Genomic DNA, 18,039 nt, shown 5'->3' with positions numbered 1-18,039 from the left:
TTTAGCACCACAACTTTATTTAAAAATTAATTCCTGTTCTAGTAGGAAAAAAGAGAGTGATACCGAACAGCTTTTCAAAAACTCTCCCTTGTCCTACTCCCTCGAGTATTAGTTGATTTAAAAGACTTGATGACGTTAGGAATCCCAGAGCTCTTGTACCTCTTGAAAATAGATTGAGCCTATCTTATCACAGGGATTGAGATAAAACAATAGGTATTATATTAATCAGAGGTTCCCTACACTAACTTAATTAATCACATTTTCACCAACATAAATACTTTCTAAATTACCCAAGGAAACTTCCCCTTTAATGTATAAATCCTTGCTAGTCAAATTGCTTGGATTTTCCTGGTGTTGAATAGCCGAGAGCGAGTTGTCCACATTAATATGTACCCGCCAATCATTGGGCACATAGAGACTCAGACTTCCCAGAGAAACGTCCACATCAAACTGGGCAGACGGGCCCTTCAATACGGCAGTTATCAAAATAAACCGAGGCTTCTCCCAGACTTACATCTGCACTTTTATGAGTAAAGTGTTGGTCATTGAGATATCTGGTCACCGTTGAAAAAGTCACATCAATATCATTACCACCATTGTTAGCGTCTGAGCCAGTAGAACCCAATCCAAAACGATTCTTTGTTTTACTAGAAGAATTGAAGAGGATGTTCAAGCCAATAACTGCAAGAATAGAAGAAAGGATAACGACAGAATTGGATACTGTAAGAAAGTGAAACTGCCCATTGAGTGAAAAGAGAGCCAAAACACCATAGATGAATTCCCAACCAAAGTGGTGTTTCAAAAAACTAGAAAGGGACAAAATAGCCAGTAAGACTACCCAAGCTAACATCCAAAAACTAATTTCCCATTGTATAAAATAGTCTTGTACAATAACCAAAGCTGCCTAAAGGATCAAGAGGATCCCAACTAATTTCTTTCTCATTCTGTTACCTCATTTCGTTTAGTCGTTCTTTTAAAACTGGATAGTAGCGTCTTGATACATGAACCTGCTTGTGGATCTGATAGAAATTAACCGTGCTGGTCCCCGAAAAAGAGTTCTCTAAAGAATAAATCTGCTTTATGTTGACAATGGTTGATTTGGAAATCCGACAAAAGGCAATCGTAAGCAGCTCTTCTGTTTGACCTCATAGGCCTCGTCCTTGGTATGCCCATAAATCCTCTCTCCATCTGTTTCAAAAAAAGAAGCGTTTCCAAATCCAGAAAATATTCGCTACGATCTTTATAAAAAGGCTAAAGGAGCCAACAACTTTTGCTTTAAAATGGACTCTTGGAGCTGTGCTATTTCTTCTGTTAATTGAGGAGCTCGAATCAAGATTTCATACTCACCTATAGAAGGGTCCAATGCGATGCTAACTTTCATAATACTCCTTTTCTGTCCTTTTGATGGTTCTTCTATTATAACAGCTGCTTTAAACTAAACAAGGCCTTTTTGGTAAGTGGTAAAGTTTAGACCCTAAGAGGTAAAAACAGACAAACAAAAGAACCTGGCAATTACCAGGCTCTCATTTTTAGTAGAGAGGACTACCCTCCTAATTGTAATCAGTTTAACAATGACTAGCTCTATGAGAAAACAACTACTATTTCACAGTATCTTCACGACTCACTTTTTGTGATTCGATAGCTTTACCATTGATATGGTAGTCGCTGTAGTTAGAACTGCTACCACTAGAGTCACTATCGTCACCAACATATTCCACATTACATGACCATGAAATTTTGTCTTTAACATCTCCTGATGACTTGAGCTTCGAATCATAGCCATAATAGAAATCATAGACTGCCGTGAAAGTTACTTTAAAGTTCTTTTCACCAGTCTGAACGACTTTAGTTACATCAACATCTGAGAAAGTAATACTATCAGCGGAACGGTTCTTGGCTCCCGTAGTATTTTTATCGATATCAGCCGTTACATCCTTATACATGGTATCATCAGTACCATTAAAGGAAAATGTCAGAAACACCATCTGGAGTTGTGTTATGATTTGAGGCATAACTATCAAACTTACCATAAGTTGCTGCTTCATAACGATCTGCTACTTGACCACGTGAGTAATAATAAAAACCAAATCCATAACCAGCAAGCGCTAAGACTACCACAACAATACCAGCAATAATCAGGATTTTCTTTCCTTTTGCCATGGCTGGATTGGCCAGTTTAGCAGCCTTACCATATGAGATAAACTGATAGATGATCGACACATCATAACCTGAAGACCTACCTATAAGAAATTCCTCAGGAAGAGGCTGACGACCTACTTAGTTTTTGAAGGCCTTCATCCAGATTACTTGTGCTTCTTTAGAAGTAGATTATGAATGTTCTTCGGTGTGAGTCTGGTCTTCGCGAGACACCGGCGTGAGCTCCTCAGTTTCTAATAAAGTCGTTTCCTCTTCGTCATCAAGGGCCACATCTTCAACCACTTCCTCGGCAACGTCATACTCATCAATTTTTTCTGTTAGTTCAGGAGAAGTAACTTCCTAATCCAATCCCATTGCGGAAATGCCTTTAATAGCCTTTAAATCAAAATCTGATTTTTGGCCTTCTTCAATTTCTAAGACATGGGGCGGACGACCAACTGCCTTTTCAAATAAATCAATCCACTTTTCTTTTGTTGCCATAAAGACTCCTATACACTTGCCTTTTCAAAAATCGTTAAGCTTACTTAGATAAGCTTACTTAGAATAGAAGACCTATTGTAAATGATGACATGATAGTAAATACGATTGCAAACAAGATAGACAAAACGAAACCGTTCAAGAGTTCTGCCAAGATCATTTGATAGAACTTATCAGCCTTCCATGCTGTTGTTACAGGAACAATTGTAAAGAGGTTAGCAATTGCAAACAAAGTACAAACGATATTAAGCAAAAAGCTTGGGAAGACAACAAGTCCAATAGCTCCCAACAAGATAGTTACAAGCAATACTGGCAAGGCTAATGATGTCAAACGACCAAAACGATCGAAGCTATTTAAGAAGGTTGTTGCAGGGGCACGAAAGATGGCCTTACGTGTTATAAATCCTGCCAAGATGAAGGAAAAGATAAAGAGGAAGGCAGCTAAAATACTTGCAAAGAAAGCCGCAAAACCAATACTAGATGCATGACTTGAAACTGATGGTGAGTAATCATTTGATCCGAAAGATCCAAAGATACTGCTGAATACACTCGCTGTTGACTCTAAAGTGTTAACCACTTTACGTGCTATTGCGCTCAAGATAGTAAAGAATGCAAGCCCTGTAAAGAATGACAAGAAGATATAATTAAGCCAAGCATTATGTTTACCATAATCTGTCATATCTGCTGGACGACGCCATGCATTAAGCAACCCTGTCCAGTAATTTTTGAAAGTTGTTGCAAATGCTGATGGTCGGGCTGGAACAACTACAGCTTGGCCATTGATAAATTGGATATTTTGACCTGGTTGAAGAGGTTGACCGTTAGCAAAAGCTACTTGCTGACCAGCTTGCCCATTCGCAAAACCAGCTTGTGGTCGCACTGCTTGATTTGGCACTCCTTGGACTGGAGTTGGTTTAAGCCCCTGCAAAGATTGGTTGTGCTGGTGTTTCTTGGGCACTAGCGAAAGCTGGTTGAACTGGCGCTTCTTGTACTGGAGCAGTTTCTGCTGCTGGGGCGTCATCTTGGAACTCACCAGCTGCAAGTGCTGCTGCAATTTCTTCTTCAGTCGCTGAACGACCATTGATGGCTTCAAAAAAGTCTAACCAATCTGCTTTAGTCATAATAATCTCCTTAAAAATACATAGAATGACTTTATTCTATCACAAATAAAGCCATTAATAAATGTCATTTTTATTAGAAAAAGGTTCGGAGCAAACTGTCCAAACCTTTATAACTTCTTATTTACTTCTTTGTAGAGATTTTTGAATCTGACGATCTAGCTCACGTTTAATGTGTGGTTCTGGTGCAAATCGCTCTTCCCAATCACTTGGTTTAAGAATTTTGTGGGTCACAGGATCAAAGTGAGCTTTGCCATCTGGGAAAATTTTACCCATATTAGCCTCATGAACAGTATCAAAGAAAGGCTTAGGATCCACACCCATAAGGACAAATGAGCCATAGGTCAAGTAAAGCAAGTCAGTCAATGCATCCACCTGATCAACCATAGTTGACTCTGAGTGCTCTTTAGAACTAACTTTGAGCGCTGCCTTGTCAAGAGCAGCATGCAAATCTAGAACAGCCTGACCAAAGACACGCTTGTCCCCACCTGATGAAGCATAGAGGAATTCGACAATTTCTTCCAACTTGAAGTCCGAACGGTGACTAGCTTCCTCAATACCGTAAACACGAGGCATATCGGTAGTTGAGCCATCCATCAAATGGTGGAAATCCTTAACCTTGTTGAAATTATCATCATCACTGGTAAATGAATTCTCTGTTTCAAAGTGAATCAAACCATAGTGTGACAAGGCTTTGGCAATCCCATTCTGGTTATTAGTATCAGTGACATGGGTAGCCTGGTCTTTCAGTTCATCTTCACCATTTCCCATGGCAACACCAACGCCAACGCCAGACAGCATTTCTAGGTCATTTTCCGAATCCCCAAAGGCCATAACCTCACTGAGTTCGAAATCAAAAACCTCACCTAGATGAGCGATACCTTTCAACTTAGATTGATCCGCTGAAATAATATCGGCTGAGTAAGGACTTGAGCGGGTAATCTTCACATGAGGAAATTTTTCTTTAATATCTTGTGTTTCACCCACCGTCGCTACCATAACTACCTGATAAATAGGCTCACGCATGATAGTTTTAAGGGTTTCAATGCTTTGTGGCTTGAAACGACGAATTAAAGACTTGAAACTACGCTCCACCATCTTAGCCCAGGACTTAGGGACAATACGACTAACGATTTGCCCAAACTTACTCGTCCCCATACTGATGATATTAGAACCAACAAGACCTGTACTAGTCCCTAGAGAAATCTCTCTACGGTGCTTGGTGGCATAGCGAATCAAGTTGTAGACTGTTGATTTAGGGAGCTGGTTTTGATAAAGGACCTTGTCGTGAGTCAAAATATACTGACCGTTATAAGTGACTGCAAAATCCAAACCTAGATTGTCCATGAAAGGCTGGACAAATCCTGGACCACGACCTGTTGCCAAACCAACTAAGATACCATCTTCCTTCATCTGACTGATGGCTTTTTTGGTTGAACTAGACACGCGTTTTCGGTCATTTAGAAAAGTCCCATCAATATCAAAAAAGACTGCTTTAATGGCCACAGAGCTCCCCTCCTTCTAACATTTTATGCTAAAATAAATTATAACATAAATAAGATAGTGAGTAGTATAAATGATTAAAAAAATCCTAGTCCTTCATACTGGAGGAACCATTTCCATGTCCGCAGATGACGATGGCAAGGTCAGTCAAAATGCTGATAATCCCATGAACCATGTTGGACTTGATCTAGATAATCTAGCCTTAACTGTTCTAGACTTCTTTAACATCCCTAGCCCACACATTACGCCTTACCACATGCTTGATATTTATAAAAAAATCAAGGAAACAGCTGGACAATATGATGGGGTGGTTATCACCCACGGAACAGATACCCTGGAAGAAACAGCCTACTTCCTAGATACCATGAACGTTCCTGAAATTCCAATCGTCATAACTGGTGCCATGCGTTCGTCAAATGAGCTAGGAAGCGATGGCGTCTACAACTATCTCTCAGCCCTTCGTGTCGCAAGCAATGACAAGGCTGCCGATAAAGGTGTCCTAGTCGTTATGAACGATGAAATCCATGCGGCCAAGTACGTGACTAAGACCCATACTACAAACGTGGCAACCTTCCAAACACCAACCCATGGTCCACTAGGCATCATCATGAAGCATGATATCCTCTGGTTCAAAACTGCTGAGCCTCGTGTTCGCTTTGACTTGAAACAAATTACAGGAACTGTGCCAATCATTAAGGCTTATGCTGGAATGGGAATTGGAGATGGTATCATCAGTCTCCTAGCCCCTGAAAAGATTGACGGCGTGGTTATCGAGGCTCTAGGCGCCGGAAATCTCCCACCACTAGCTGCAAGAGAAATTAAGTCACTTATGGACAAGGGAGTTCCCGTTGTACTCGTTTCCCGTTGCTTTAACGGCATCGCCGAGCCAGTCTATGCCTATGAAGGTGGTGGTGTTAAACTCCAAGAAGCAGGCGTTATGTTCATCAAAGAACTCAATGCTCCAAAAGCTCGTCTCAAGCTCCTCATTGCACTCAGTGCAGGACTAGAAGGCCAAGAATTGAAAGATTATATTGAAGGGTAAGACATGAAACTTAGCATTGAAGCAACTGATAAATTGGAAAACAAAGATTTCCACTAGGAACTAATCGTCTTACAGACACATGTCACCATGGTCTGTGGTACTGTGCTAGCCAGTCTATCCCGGATTGCATGGCTGAAGAAAAAATACTAGTTTATAGATAAGGTTTTACTACTTTACAAATAAGATTTGTTCAATGATTCGAAAAACAGAAAAACCAGTTAAGAAAATCTCAACCGGTTATCTTACTTATGTTAATCGCCTAAACTGGTCATTCTTCCGTCTAGACTTGTTATGATTTTAAGAAGAGGGATTCTACGTTATGAAAAAGAAAAAAGGATTTTTGGAAATTGAGGGATGAAAGCTGTAGAATATGGGTAAATTTAGCCTCTTCCTGGGCATCACTATTAGTTTTGATAAACCTTAAAGTCTTGAGGATGCTTTTGAAAATTGGGGTTATAAATTACTTTAATTTTTACTGTCATTGTTTTTCCTCCTTTTTAGGAATGGTTTGACCTAGCCAAAACGTTTTATTATCAAAACCTAACTCGTTTTGATGGTTTTATTATAGGGTCTCTAACTTAAAGAAAGCTTGTAATAAACTTGAAGGAAGCAAAAACTCTCAGTGAGTTCACTGAGAGTTTTTGTTATCATGGATAAAATAAGGTAAAGCCTGCAAAATAAAATATAAGACCTATCATCCTAAGAAAGAAGGCATGGCAGATAGCAAAAAATCGAGTTTTAACCGCTTCTTTTTCATTGGTTTCCTCCTCAGTCAAACTCATCTTGGTTTCTCAAATGAGCTTCTAGCACCTGCCAATCAGGATTCTCACGCCAGTTAGGGTCAGAAACAATTTGACTGGCCACGCACCTTGCTTCTTCTAGGATATTATAGTCTTCCACAATATCAGCCACCTGAAATTCAGGAATGCCTGACTGCCGCGTCCCGAAAATCTCTCCTGAGCCACGCATTTTAAGGTCCTCTTCTGCTAAAACAAAACCATCCGTAGTCTCACACATGGCCTGCATGCGTTTTTTACCGGTATCATTTTTAGGATTAGCCACCAAGACACAGTAAGACTGCTTGTCTCCACGCCCTACACGGCCTCGAAGCTGGTGAAGCTGGCTAAGTCCAAAACGATCCGCATCCATAATAACCATAACCGTAGCATTAGGTACGTTAACTCCAACTTCAATAACTGTGGTTGATACTAAAATCTGAGATTTTTTGTCCTTAAAATCCTGCATAATTTGGTCTTTTTCATCATTTTTCATCCGACCATGCATCAGAGCCACCGTAGCTGAATCTCCAAAAAACTCTGTGAGTTCCTGATGAAGGGCAACAGCATTTTTCAAATCAAGAGCCTCAGACTCTTCAATCAAAGGAGAAATAAAATAGACCTGAGCATCTTTTTCCAACTCACTCTTAATCCAAGTCAATACGGTGTCTAGTTGCTCATGTTTAACCCAACGGGTAATAATAGTCTTACGTCCAGCCGGCATCTGATCAATGATTGACACATCCATCTCCCCAAAGGCAGTGATTGCTAAGGTCCTAGGAATGGGTGTTGCTGTCATCATGAGGACATCAGGATTGTCTCCCTTCTCTCGGAAAATACGACGTTGATTAACTCCAAATCGGTGCTGTTCATCAGTAATCACCAACCCAAGTTTATGATAAATCACCGCATCCTGAATCAGTGAGTGAGTTCCCACAATCATTTGAGCCTCCCCAGACTCAATTTTAGAAAGAGCTACTTTCTTATCTGCCATCTTCATCCCAGAAGTTAAGAGGACTACCTTTAGCTCAGGAAAAAGTCCCTTCAAACTCTGATAATGCTGCTCTGCTAAGATTTCCGTCGGCACCATAAGGGCAGACTGCAATCCTGCCGTATAAGCCCCATACATGGCAAGACTAGCAATAACTGTCTTTCCTGAGCCCACGTCTCCCTGCAAGAGACGGTTCATGTGAGCCCCAGATTTCATATCAGCTAGGATTTCTGATAAACTGCGCTCCTGGGCTTTGGTCAGAGGGAAAGGAAGGGTAGCAATCTTGGCTTTTATTTTTACCTCATCGTAAGAAATCGCTAGTCCATTGGTCTCTGATTTATTCTCAGCCTTTAGCACCTGTAAATTCATCTGGAAATAAAAGAGCTCCTCAAACTTAATCCTACGTAGGGCCTGCTTATATTCAGCCAAATCTTTAGGAAAATGCATGACACGCACAGCCTCTTGACGTCCCATGAGACGATACTTGTCCATCAGCACTTGGGGAAGACTTTCCTCCAACAAATTAAGGGCGCCACTGTCAAAAGCTACCTTTATAGCCTTTATCAGCTGGGCCTGACTAACACCCTGAGCCACATGGTAGACTGGCTGCATATCGTCCTCAACATGGGCCAAGACTTTCATACCAGTCACTGCAGACTTCTTACGGTCCCACTTACCAAAGATAGCCACTTCTGCCCCCACCTCAAACTTGTCCACAAGATAAGGCTGATTAAAGAAATTAATGGCAATCACAGCTTCACCCTGCTTTATTTTAAAGCTAAGACGATTACGTTTAAAGCCATAATACTGCACATTGGCCGGTGTTACCACTGTTCCTGTAATGACGGCCTTTTCTCCATCCATCAGTTCAAAGATGGACTTACTCTTAAAATCTTCATATCGAAAAGGAAAATAAAGCAAGAGGTCCCCAACTGTGTGTAAATCTAATTTGGTAAATTTTTCAGCGGACTTAGGACCAAAGCACTTCAAATCCGCAATTGGTGAATCTAGTTGAATCATATTCTATATCATTTCTATCGAGTTCTGTTCCTTGTAAAAGAGGAAGCCTTATCAGCTATTATAACACATGGAAATGATCTTCCCTAAAATCAAAAAATCCAGTATCAAACTGGATTTCCTTTTTTATATTAGTCATAGCTACGAGGTACACGATCACTAAGTAAACAAAGGACCTCGTAGTTGATTGTGCCACGCTTTTCAGCCACCTCTGTCGCAGTAATGCTCGCTCCTCCATTTTCACCCATAAGCGTAACTGGAGTTCCTAGTGGATAAACCTTAGGAAGGCGAACAGTGATCTGGTCCATAGACACACGCCCAACAATAGGACAAAGTTGTCCATCCACAATAACATGGAAACCTTGTAAATCTCTAGTCCAACCATCCGCATAGCCAATCGGAAGCGTTCCAATAACTTCTTCAGCCGTAGTTGTATAGGTTGCACCGTAACCCACGTCTTGACCGGCTGGAAGGGTCTTAACATGAATAAGAGCTGTCTCTAAACTTAGGGCAGGTTGAATATTATAGGGAAGTTCCAAGACACTGCCACTAGGATTGAGACCATAGATGACAACACCCAGACGTACCGTATTAAAGACGGTTGCTGCATGCCAAATACTTGTCGCTGAGTTGCTAGCGTGCACCAAGCGAGGTCTATCAGTCAAGTTATCCACCAAATCGGTGAAGAAAGATAATTGACGCTTAAATTTACTATCATCTGCTTCATCAGCTGTTGCAAAATGAGTAAAAATACCTTCGACATCAGCACCAAGAGCCTTCAGACCAGCAATCAAGTTATCTGCGTCCTTTAGGTTACGTACCCCAATACGACCCATACCTGAATCAACCTTAATATGACAGGTCAAACCTATCAAATCAAGCCCTTGTTTCTGAGCCAGTGCCAACCACTCAAGTGAGGCCACCGTCAGACTAATGTTTTCTTGAATAGCCAAGGGAACACCATCTGGCAAGACTACTCCCAAAATAAGTATCGGTTGCTCTATGCCAGCTTGACGAAGTTCAAGCGCCTCATCTAGGTTAGAAACACAAAAACCATCCACCTGCTTAGACACATGTTTAGCCACTTCAACAGCGCCATGACCATAAGCATTGGCCTTTACAACTGCAAAAGTCTGCACCTGTTTAGGAATATGACTAACCACTTGTTCAATATTTTCTGAAATTGCTGACAGATCAACCTTTGCCAAGGTTGGTCGATGTAAACTCGCAATCATAAGCTATCCTCTTCCAACACCTATCTCTTGTTTTTTTCTAAAATGACACTTGCCTGAACAAAATCACCACTATGAGAAATGGAGATAAAGACATTTCCTTCAAAAGGCGACTGAGTAACCACGGGAGCTCCCTTATCATTATTTAGAATTTCAATATCCTTAAAACCGACTGCTCCGATTCCAGTACCCCAGGCCTTTGAAAAAGCTTCCTTCCCCGCCCAACGGCCTGCCAGAAACGACATCTGACGCTCTCCAGAAAGGGACTCGAAACGCTCCCATTCTTTTGGTGTCAGTACTTTCTTTGCAAAACGTGGGTTTCGGTCATAGGCCTTTTTAACTGCTGAAATTTCCTGCAAGTCTATACCATGTCCAAAAATCATAAACTATTTTGAAAGGGTAGTATGGATTTCACGAATAAGGTTAACCGTTTTTTCCCAACCGAGGCATGGATCTGTGATTGATTTTCCATAAACTTCAGGTGTATCTTGACGACCATCTTCAAGATAAGATTCAATCATAAAGCCACGCACAGTATCTGCAATACGCTTATCCCACTCACGGTTAAGAAGAACTTCACGCACAATACGGATTTGCTCCATGAAGTTTTTACCAGAGTTATCATGATTTGTATCAACAAGAATAAATGGATTTTCTAAACCAAATTCACTATATTTATCCCAAGCCTTAACTAAGTCCTCGTAGTGGTAGTTAACCTCGTTTTGACCATATTCGTTACTAGAACCACGTAAAATAGCATGTGCTAATGGATTACCGTCTGTTTTCACTTCATGGCCATTGTAGATAAACTCTTGCTCATTGTGAGCAGCATAGATAGCATTGAACATGACATTAAGATTTCCAGAAGTTGGATTTTTCAACCCCGTTGGAACATCAAGCCCCGAAGCCACAAAACGATGTTCTTGATCTTCAACTGATCGAGCACCAATAGCATGGTAACTTAACAAATCTTCAAAATAGATCAGATTTGTCGGATATAGCATCTCATCAGCAAGCGGAAGTCCGGTTTCCCTAATAATGCGAGATTGTAGACGACGCACTGCCTTAATACCTGTTATAAGATCAGTAGCTCCTTCTGCATCAGGTTGGTGAACAAGTCCTTTATAACCATCACCATTTGTGCGTGGTTTAGCCGTATAAACACGCATAACAATGAAAATCTTATCCTTGACTTCCTCTTGCAACTTAGATAGGCGATGAGCATAGTCAAGTACAGCTTTTTCATTATCTGACGAACATGGTCCAATAACTAAGAGAAGACGATCATCCTCACCTTTAATTATCTTAGCTAAGGCACTATCATTAACCTGTTTTTTCGCCAAGTCATCTCCTGTAAGAGCATGTGCTTTTCTTACTTCTGCTGTATCAATTAATGAACTAATTTTATGAATTCCCATTTCCCTATTCTCTACTTCCTATTTTAGATAAAGAGTCGAGCCGTTTGGAAGATCCCAAAACGGCTCAATTCTTTACATTCAGACTGTTTTCAAATTATTATTTTGAAAGTGTTGCGTGAATTTCACGAATCAATTGCTCAGTATTATCCCAACCAAGACATGGGTCAGTAATTGATTTTCCATAAACTTCTGGTGTGTCCTGACGACCATCTTCAAGATAAGACTCGATCATAAATCCACGTGCAAACTTATTGATTTTTTCATTCCAATCACGGTTAATCAAGGTCTGACGTACAATACGTACTTGCTCCAAGTAACGTTTACCAGAATTATCGTGGTTCGTATCAATCACGATAAATGGATTTTGAAGTCCCATCTTTTCATAGGTGTTAATAGTATCAAGGATATCATCATAGTAGAAATTAGGAATATTCTTCCCGTATTCATTTGTTGATCCACGAAGGATAGCGTGTGCTAACGGATTTCCAGATGTCTGAACTTCTTCACCGTTAAAGAGGAAGTCTTGTTTGTTTTGTGCAGCATAGATACCATTAAACATAATGTTAAGGTTACCTGATGTTGGATTTTTCATTCCAGTTGGTACGTCAATACCCGACGCGACGAAACGGTGTTGTTGATCTTCTACAGAACGAGCACCGATGGCAATGTAGGACACAAGGTCATCTACCAAAGGAAGGTTTTCCGGGTAAAGCATTTCGTCAGCAGTTGTGATACCAGTTTCTGTGATAACACGGTAGTGAAGATTACGTACAGCTTTGATACCATTAATTAGATTCGGTTTTCCTTCAGCATCAGGTTGGTGCACAAGCCCTTTATACCCATCACCGTTTGTACGAGGTTTAGCAGTATAAACACGCATAACCATAAATACTTTATCTTTCACTTCTTCTTGAAGTTTAGCCAAACGGTGTGCATAATCAAGAACTGCATCCTCATTATCAGATGAACATGGACCAATCACCAAAAGTGTACGGTTGTCCTCACCCTTGATGATTGCCTCAAGCTCTTTATCACGAGCTTGCTTCTTGGCAAGGGCTTCTCCTGTCAATGTAGTTGATTCTTTAACTGCATCAAAATCAATTTTTTCACTTACTGCTTTAAAAACCATTATAATTACCTATTTCTTTTTATCTTAAACTGTTTACGACCGTGACAATTTTTGAATTTCTTACCAGAGCCACATGGACAGAAGTCATTACGACCAACCTTGCTAAAGTCAATCTCTTGACCATTAGCATCTGCTTGATGTGCTTGAATATTGCCTGTTGCTGTTGTTGAAACACGTTCATTAACATGTTCACGAGATTGTTCGTGGATTTGTGCTTTCATCATCGTACGAGTTACATCATACTCAATAGCACCAATCATATCTTGGAACATCTTGAAACTTTCAGATTGATACTCAACGATTGGGTTGTTTTGCGCATAACCACGCATACCAACGGCGTTACGTAATTGATCAAGGGCATCAATGTGGTCTGTCCACTTATTATCAACAACCATCAAAATCAAGACTTTTTGGAATTCGCGAATAGCCTCCTCTGAACGCAATTTCTTAATTTGACGATCATAAACATTATCTGCTAACTCAGTCAGATAAACCTTGATAGCATCATAATTAACACTACGTTTAGTCACCTCTCCCACTTCTTTTAGATCTTCAAGCGAGATGGCATCCTCAGGAACCAAGGCCTGACGTGCAAAGTTCAAGATACCTTTAAGAGCTTCTTCTTGATCGTTACGACTGTGTCCATCAACCATACGGTTAATAGTACGCTTGATCATAGCCTTGATTTCAGGTTCAAGGTCACGTTCTGCTGTAATAACATCATAACGCTCAGCGTAGATGATTTCACGCTGTTCACGCATAACGTCATCGTACTGAAGGACTTGTTTACGAGTATCGTAGTTATTCCCTTCGACACGTTTTTGAGCTGATTCCACTTGACGGGTCAACATACGTGATTTGATAACAATATCTTCGTCATCAGCGTTCAAACGTTCCAAGACATGCTTGATACGGTCAGAACCGAAACGACGCATCAATTCGTCTTCAAGTGATAGGTAGAATTGAGACTCCCCTGGATCCCCTTGACGTCCCGAACGACCACGCAACTGGTTGTCGATACGACGACTTTCATGACGCTCTGTACCAATGACACAAAGTCCACCAAGCTCCAGAACACCTTCACCAAGTTTGATGTCAGTACCACGACCGGCCATATTGGTCGCAATCGTAACAGCACCACGTTGACCTGCATTCATGATAATATGCGCTTCTTTTTCGTGGTTCTTGGCATTAAGCACTTCGTGAGGAATACCTGCGTCAACCAACATCTTAGAAATCAAGTCAGATGTTTCAACGGCAACCGTACCAATAAGAACTGGTTGCCCCTTCTCATAACGATGCTTAACATCTTGTACCACAGCACGGAATTTAGCATCCAAAGTTGAGTACAGAAGGTCATCATGGTCAATACGTTGAATTGGACGGTTTGTTGGAATTGGGATGACTCGCATGTTATAGATTTCACGGAATTCATCCTCTTCAGTCTTACCAGTACCAGTCATACCTGACAATTTCTTGTACATACGGAACATATTTTGGTAAGTGATTGAGGCAGAAGTCTTGGTTTCCTCTTGGACTGGTACACCTTCTTTAGCCTCAATGGCTTGGTGGAGCCCATCTGAAAAACGACGACCTTCCATGGTACGACCAGTAAATTGGTCAACAATAAGGATTTCTTGCTCAGGACTTACCACGTAGTCAATATCACGCAACATAATGTAGTTGGCACGAAGGGCATTGTCAATATAGTGAGTCAAGGCAACATTGTCAATATCGTACAAATTTTCCAAGTTGAAGAACTCTTCAGCCTTGTCAATACCTGAGTCATTCAAACCAATTGTTTTTGTTGGAATATCAATCGCATAATCATCTTCAGTCAATGTCTTAACAAAAGCATCCGCACGGTGATACAACTGATTAGTTTCTGAACTTACAGGCCCTGATACGATCAATGGTGTACGAGCTTCATCAATAAGAACCGAGTCAACCTCATCGACCAAGGCAAAGTTCAATGGGCGTTGTACCCTGTTTTCCTTACGAACAACCATGTTATCACGAAGATAGTCGAAACCTACCTCTGAGCTGGTTGAGTAAGTGATGTCACAATTATAAGCTTCACGTTTTTCAGCTGGTGATTTAGATGAAAGGTTGATCCCTACTGACAAACCGAGCCAACTATAAAGCTCACCCATTTCAGTCGCATCACGCTCTGAAAGGTATTCGTTAACGGTGATAACGTGTACACCTTCACCTGAAATAGCATTCAAGTAGACAGGCATTGTCGCAGTAAGGGTTTTCCCTTCCCCTGTACGCATCTCCGCTACGTCACCATGGTGAAGCACAATACCACCCATAATTTGCACACGATATGGGAAAAGTCCAAGGACACGTTTCGCTCCCTCACGAACAACCGCAAATGCCTCCGGCAAGAGCTGATCTAGACTTTCTCCGTTTTGATATCGTTGTTTAAATTCTTCTGTTTTTGCCTGAAGTTCTTCATCTGAAAGAGCCGCCATTGCATCAGCATAGCTCTCAACTTTCTTGGCAGTTTTTTCTAGTTTTTTAATTTCGCCCTTATCATTTTCAATGATTTTGCGTAATATATTTGCCATCTTTTTTCCTTTCGACAGTCCTTATCTCCGTATTTTACCACAAATGCCCCTTTTAAACAAGAAATCACTCAAGTATTGACAAAGAAAAAAGCCCTAGTTTAAAGGCTTTCACAACAGATTAGCAAATAAACTAAAACTTCTTTATTAGATTCACTGAAAATATCGACAATAACACTTCAAGGCTATCCCTCAATGATTTCTTGATTCTCTAAGAAATCCTCAAAGTCGTGTAAGAGATTTTCAAAGGCCTGTTCAAAGAAAGCTCTATCACTACTACTATAATCCTTCATAATCATAGGGCTGGCCTCAAAATCCACGTAAAATTCGTATTCCAGGACACCATTTTCCCAGTAAAATTTGATACTAGGAGAGGCTGTCTTTTCACCACACATACCAGAAATTGCCCGTTGCAAACCATAAATGTGGTCTCCATAGTCTTTCAAACGATAATAAGCTCCCTCAAAATAATAGGATCATCCAATTTCAACACGCTCAAAAAGAGCTGATAATGCTTGTTCATTACTCATACTCAAGCCTCGTTAGGGTGACTGACAATCATCTCTAATTGTCCATCAATTTCCCAATCTGTAACATTATTTGGAAGAAGGAAGTGATCACCTTTTTTTAGACAATAAATGCGTGAATCGACAGTCAAAGTCCCATTACCAGAAAGTACTGAACAGAGCAAATAAGGGGCTGATTGCTTGAAATCAACTAATCCACTGAATTTCCATTTGTATACTGTGAAAAAGGCGTTTGATGTCAAACAAGTCATCTCTAACTGCATGGTCTTAACAGTTGATGGGACACTATTTTGGGGCTCCCCAAGATTCAGAACATCAAGAGACTGTTGGATGTGAAGCTCACGTTGATTGCCTTGATCATCTCTACGATCAAAGTCATATACACGATAAGTGGTATCGCTAGATTGTTGTGTTTCTAGGATAAGGATACCTGTACCAATAGCATGCATGGTGCCGCTTGGTACAAAGAAAAAGTCACCTTTTTTTACAGGCGTTTTCGACAAAAGCCCATCCCAATCACCCGCTTCAATCAAAGTTGCCAGCTCTTCCTTGGTTTGAGCCTTGTGGCCATAGATAATTTCAGCGCCCTCTTCGGCGTCAATAATATACCAACACTCCGTCTTTCCTAGTTCACCTTCATGCTCCATACCATAGGCATCGTCTGGGTGTACCTGCACTGACAGCCAATCATTAGCATCCAAAATCTTTGTCAACAAAGGAAATACACTCGCCTTTGGATGTCCAAAAAGTTCTGGTTTGTCTTTGTAAAGTTCTGCTAGATGAAAACCAGAATACTTCCCGTTCTTGACGTAAGATACACCATTAGGATGAGCAGAGATTGCCCAGTATTCTCCAGTGTGTTCACTAGGAATATCATAACCAAACTCTGTCTTAAGTCGATTACCTCCCCATATTTTTTCATGCATTGGCGAATCTAAAAATAAAGGTTCCATTACATCCTCCTGTATAGAGCAAAACGCCTTAAGATCATGTCTTAAAGCGATTTTACATATTTGGGTTATTTGCGTGAGTATTTGTCAGCTACATCTTTGGCAAGTGCAAAGTTACCAAGTGTTGCAGACCCATTACCTGAAACAGCCGGTGTCACAATATACTCAGTCACGTCTGGCACTGGAAGGTAACCATTCAACAGAGCTGTGAATTTTTCACGGACACGGCGAAGCATGTGTTCTTGTCCCATAACACCACCCCCAAAGACGATCACCTCTGGGCGGTAGAGCACAGTTGCTTGGACAGCAGCTTGAGCAATGTAGTAAGATTGAACATCCCAAACCTCAGAGTTTTGCTCAATCAATTCACCACGAATACCTGTACGGGCTTCAAGCGATGGACCAGCAGCCAAACCTTCCAAACATCCGCGGTGGAATGGACACGTTCCGTTAAATTCATTGGCAACATCATTTGGGTGAAGTGGTACATAGACGTGACCCACCTCAGTATGACCTAAGCCACCAAGGAATTCTCCATTTTGAATAGCACCAGCACCAATACCAGTTCCGATAGTGTAATAAACAAGACTCTTAACACCTTTACGAGCAAGTGTTTCACCATAAGCAGATGAATTCACATCAGTCGTAAAGTAGAACGGAACATTAAATTCCTTAGCGATTAAACCAAGAAGGTCTATGTTTGACCAGTGTGGTTTTGGCGTTGAAGTTACAAAACCATATGTTTCTGAATTTGGATCAACATCTATCGGACCAAATGAACCAATAGCGATTCCTTCCAACTGATCTTCATAACGTTTGAAAAATTCAACCGTACGATCAATTGTTTCGTAAGGTGTAGTTGTTGGGAATTGAGTTTTTTCAATGACTTGGAATTTCTCATCACCAACAGCACAAACAAACTTTGTACCACCAGCTTCCAAGCTTCCGTATAGTTTAGCCATATGTAAAGCTAACTCCTTTTATGATTAATAAATAACTATCTTGTCACTATTATAAAGAAAAGCAAGATAAAAGACAATCTAAATAAAAGCATATTTAAGCTGCTACCAACTTGGCTTCATATCACTCTTCTTTATAAAACATTCAACTAAAAAAGCCGAAACAGCTTCGA

General features: G+C 40.7%; 14 protein-coding genes and 3 pseudogenes. 1 reads left to right on the top strand and 16 read right to left on the bottom strand.

Annotated elements, in window-relative coordinates; translation table 11 throughout:
- Positions 1-246: 246 nt before the first annotated feature.
- The 7 genes and pseudogenes from NST05_RS02430 to NST05_RS02400 form a co-directional block, all read right to left on the bottom strand.
- Positions 247-898: pseudogene (locus NST05_RS02430) on the bottom strand (hypothetical protein).
- A 49-nt stretch (positions 899-947) separates the two neighbouring features.
- Positions 948-1,381: pseudogene (locus tag NST05_RS02425) on the bottom strand (LytTR family DNA-binding domain-containing protein).
- 217 nt (positions 1,382-1,598) lie between these two features.
- The gene (locus NST05_RS02420; RefSeq protein WP_223899634.1) at positions 1,599-1,985 is read right to left on the bottom strand and encodes a hypothetical protein; all 387 of its coding nucleotides are present in this window, start codon (positions 1,983-1,985) and stop codon (positions 1,599-1,601) included.
- A complete protein-coding gene (locus NST05_RS02415; RefSeq protein ID WP_223899633.1) occupies positions 1,960-2,220 on the bottom strand; it encodes a hypothetical protein in 261 nt (86 codons plus the stop codon). Before NST05_RS02415 ends, NST05_RS02420 begins: the two co-directional genes overlap by 26 nt.
- Positions 2,221-2,496: 276 nt before the next feature.
- Positions 2,497-2,637: a hypothetical protein gene (locus tag NST05_RS02410; RefSeq protein ID WP_167540730.1), complete on the bottom strand. Its 141-nt coding sequence runs from the start codon at positions 2,635-2,637 to the stop codon at positions 2,497-2,499.
- 58 nt (positions 2,638-2,695) lie between these two features.
- Positions 2,696-3,755 (bottom strand): annotated as a pseudogene (locus NST05_RS02405) (DUF6574 domain-containing protein).
- A 117-nt stretch (positions 3,756-3,872) separates the two neighbouring features.
- Positions 3,873-5,258 (bottom strand): Cof-type HAD-IIB family hydrolase, encoded by a 1,386-nt coding sequence (locus NST05_RS02400; RefSeq protein WP_084829094.1) that lies wholly within the window; start codon positions 5,256-5,258, stop codon positions 3,873-3,875.
- A 73-nt stretch (positions 5,259-5,331) separates the two neighbouring features.
- On the opposite strand from NST05_RS02400, the gene NST05_RS02395 reads away from it, so the two are divergent.
- Complete coding sequence (locus NST05_RS02395) at positions 5,332-6,297, top strand: asparaginase (protein WP_041827163.1); 966 nt, start codon at positions 5,332-5,334, stop codon at positions 6,295-6,297.
- 768 nt (positions 6,298-7,065) lie between these two features.
- Here the strand turns inward: NST05_RS02395 and recG are convergent.
- From recG to scrK, 9 genes are all read right to left on the bottom strand, one after another.
- Complete coding sequence (recG, locus tag NST05_RS02390; protein WP_340742889.1) at positions 7,066-9,084, bottom strand: ATP-dependent DNA helicase RecG; 2,019 nt, start codon at positions 9,082-9,084, stop codon at positions 7,066-7,068.
- 128 nt (positions 9,085-9,212) lie between these two features.
- Positions 9,213-10,316 carry an alanine racemase gene (gene alr, locus NST05_RS02385; protein WP_011681611.1) on the bottom strand — a complete coding sequence of 368 codons (1,104 nt, stop codon included), beginning with the start codon at positions 10,314-10,316 and terminating at the stop codon, positions 9,213-9,215.
- Positions 10,317-10,336: 20 nt separating this feature from the next.
- On the bottom strand, positions 10,337-10,696 hold the full coding sequence (gene acpS / locus NST05_RS02380; RefSeq protein WP_011681612.1) for a holo-ACP synthase: 360 nt from the start codon (positions 10,694-10,696) through the stop codon (positions 10,337-10,339).
- Positions 10,697-10,699: 3 nt separating this feature from the next.
- Positions 10,700-11,731 carry a 3-deoxy-7-phosphoheptulonate synthase gene (locus NST05_RS02375; protein WP_084829096.1) on the bottom strand — a complete coding sequence of 344 codons (1,032 nt, stop codon included), beginning with the start codon at positions 11,729-11,731 and terminating at the stop codon, positions 10,700-10,702.
- Between the two features lie 97 nt (positions 11,732-11,828).
- Positions 11,829-12,860 carry a 3-deoxy-7-phosphoheptulonate synthase gene (locus tag NST05_RS02370; RefSeq protein WP_011681613.1) on the bottom strand — a complete coding sequence of 344 codons (1,032 nt, stop codon included), beginning with the start codon at positions 12,858-12,860 and terminating at the stop codon, positions 11,829-11,831.
- A 5-nt stretch (positions 12,861-12,865) separates the two neighbouring features.
- Positions 12,866-15,433, bottom strand: coding sequence for a preprotein translocase subunit SecA (secA, locus tag NST05_RS02365; RefSeq protein ID WP_084829097.1), 2,568 nt, complete (start codon positions 15,431-15,433; stop codon positions 12,866-12,868).
- A 182-nt stretch (positions 15,434-15,615) separates the two neighbouring features.
- Positions 15,616-15,876, bottom strand: a complete 261-nt coding sequence (locus NST05_RS02360) for a hypothetical protein (RefSeq protein WP_084829098.1) — start codon at positions 15,874-15,876, stop codon at positions 15,616-15,618.
- An 86-nt stretch (positions 15,877-15,962) separates the two neighbouring features.
- Positions 15,963-16,910 (bottom strand): mannose-6-phosphate isomerase, class I, encoded by a 948-nt coding sequence (gene manA, locus NST05_RS02355; RefSeq protein WP_084829099.1) that lies wholly within the window; start codon positions 16,908-16,910, stop codon positions 15,963-15,965.
- A gap of 65 nt (positions 16,911-16,975) precedes the next feature.
- Complete coding sequence (gene scrK, locus NST05_RS02350; RefSeq protein WP_084829100.1) at positions 16,976-17,869, bottom strand: fructokinase ScrK; 894 nt, start codon at positions 17,867-17,869, stop codon at positions 16,976-16,978.
- Between the last annotated feature and the right edge of the window lie 170 nt (positions 17,870-18,039).

It is taken from the genome of Streptococcus sp. FSL E2-3494, from assembly GCF_038007085.1.
In the GTDB taxonomy this organism is placed as follows: domain Bacteria; phylum Bacillota; class Bacilli; order Lactobacillales; family Streptococcaceae; genus Streptococcus; species Streptococcus thermophilus.
This window is presented reverse-complemented; position numbering and strand designations above follow the sequence as displayed.

What these genes read in the sequence shown, in the direction of transcription:
- NST05_RS02420 (WP_223899634.1), bottom strand. Translation starts at nt 1,985, where the DNA reads ATGGTGTTTCTGACATTTTCCTTTAATGGTACTGATGATACCATGTAT.
- NST05_RS02410 (WP_167540730.1), bottom strand. Translation starts at nt 2,637, where the DNA reads ATGGCAACAAAAGAAAAGTGGATTGATTTATTTGAAAAGGCAGTTGGT.
- recG (WP_340742889.1), bottom strand. Translation starts at nt 9,084, where the DNA reads ATGATTCAACTAGATTCACCAATTGCGGATTTGAAGTGCTTTGGTCCT.
- alr (WP_011681611.1), bottom strand. Translation starts at nt 10,316, where the DNA reads ATGATTGCGAGTTTACATCGACCAACCTTGGCAAAGGTTGATCTGTCA.
- acpS (WP_011681612.1), bottom strand. Translation starts at nt 10,696, where the DNA reads ATGATTTTTGGACATGGTATAGACTTGCAGGAAATTTCAGCAGTTAAA.
- NST05_RS02375 (WP_084829096.1), bottom strand. Translation starts at nt 11,731, where the DNA reads ATGGGAATTCATAAAATTAGTTCATTAATTGATACAGCAGAAGTAAGA.
- NST05_RS02370 (WP_011681613.1), bottom strand. Translation starts at nt 12,860, where the DNA reads ATGGTTTTTAAAGCAGTAAGTGAAAAAATTGATTTTGATGCAGTTAAA.
- secA (WP_084829097.1), bottom strand. Translation starts at nt 15,433, where the DNA reads ATGGCAAATATATTACGCAAAATCATTGAAAATGATAAGGGCGAAATT.
- manA (WP_084829099.1), bottom strand. Translation starts at nt 16,910, where the DNA reads ATGGAACCTTTATTTTTAGATTCGCCAATGCATGAAAAAATATGGGGA.
- scrK (WP_084829100.1), bottom strand. Translation starts at nt 17,869, where the DNA reads ATGGCTAAACTATACGGAAGCTTGGAAGCTGGTGGTACAAAGTTTGTT.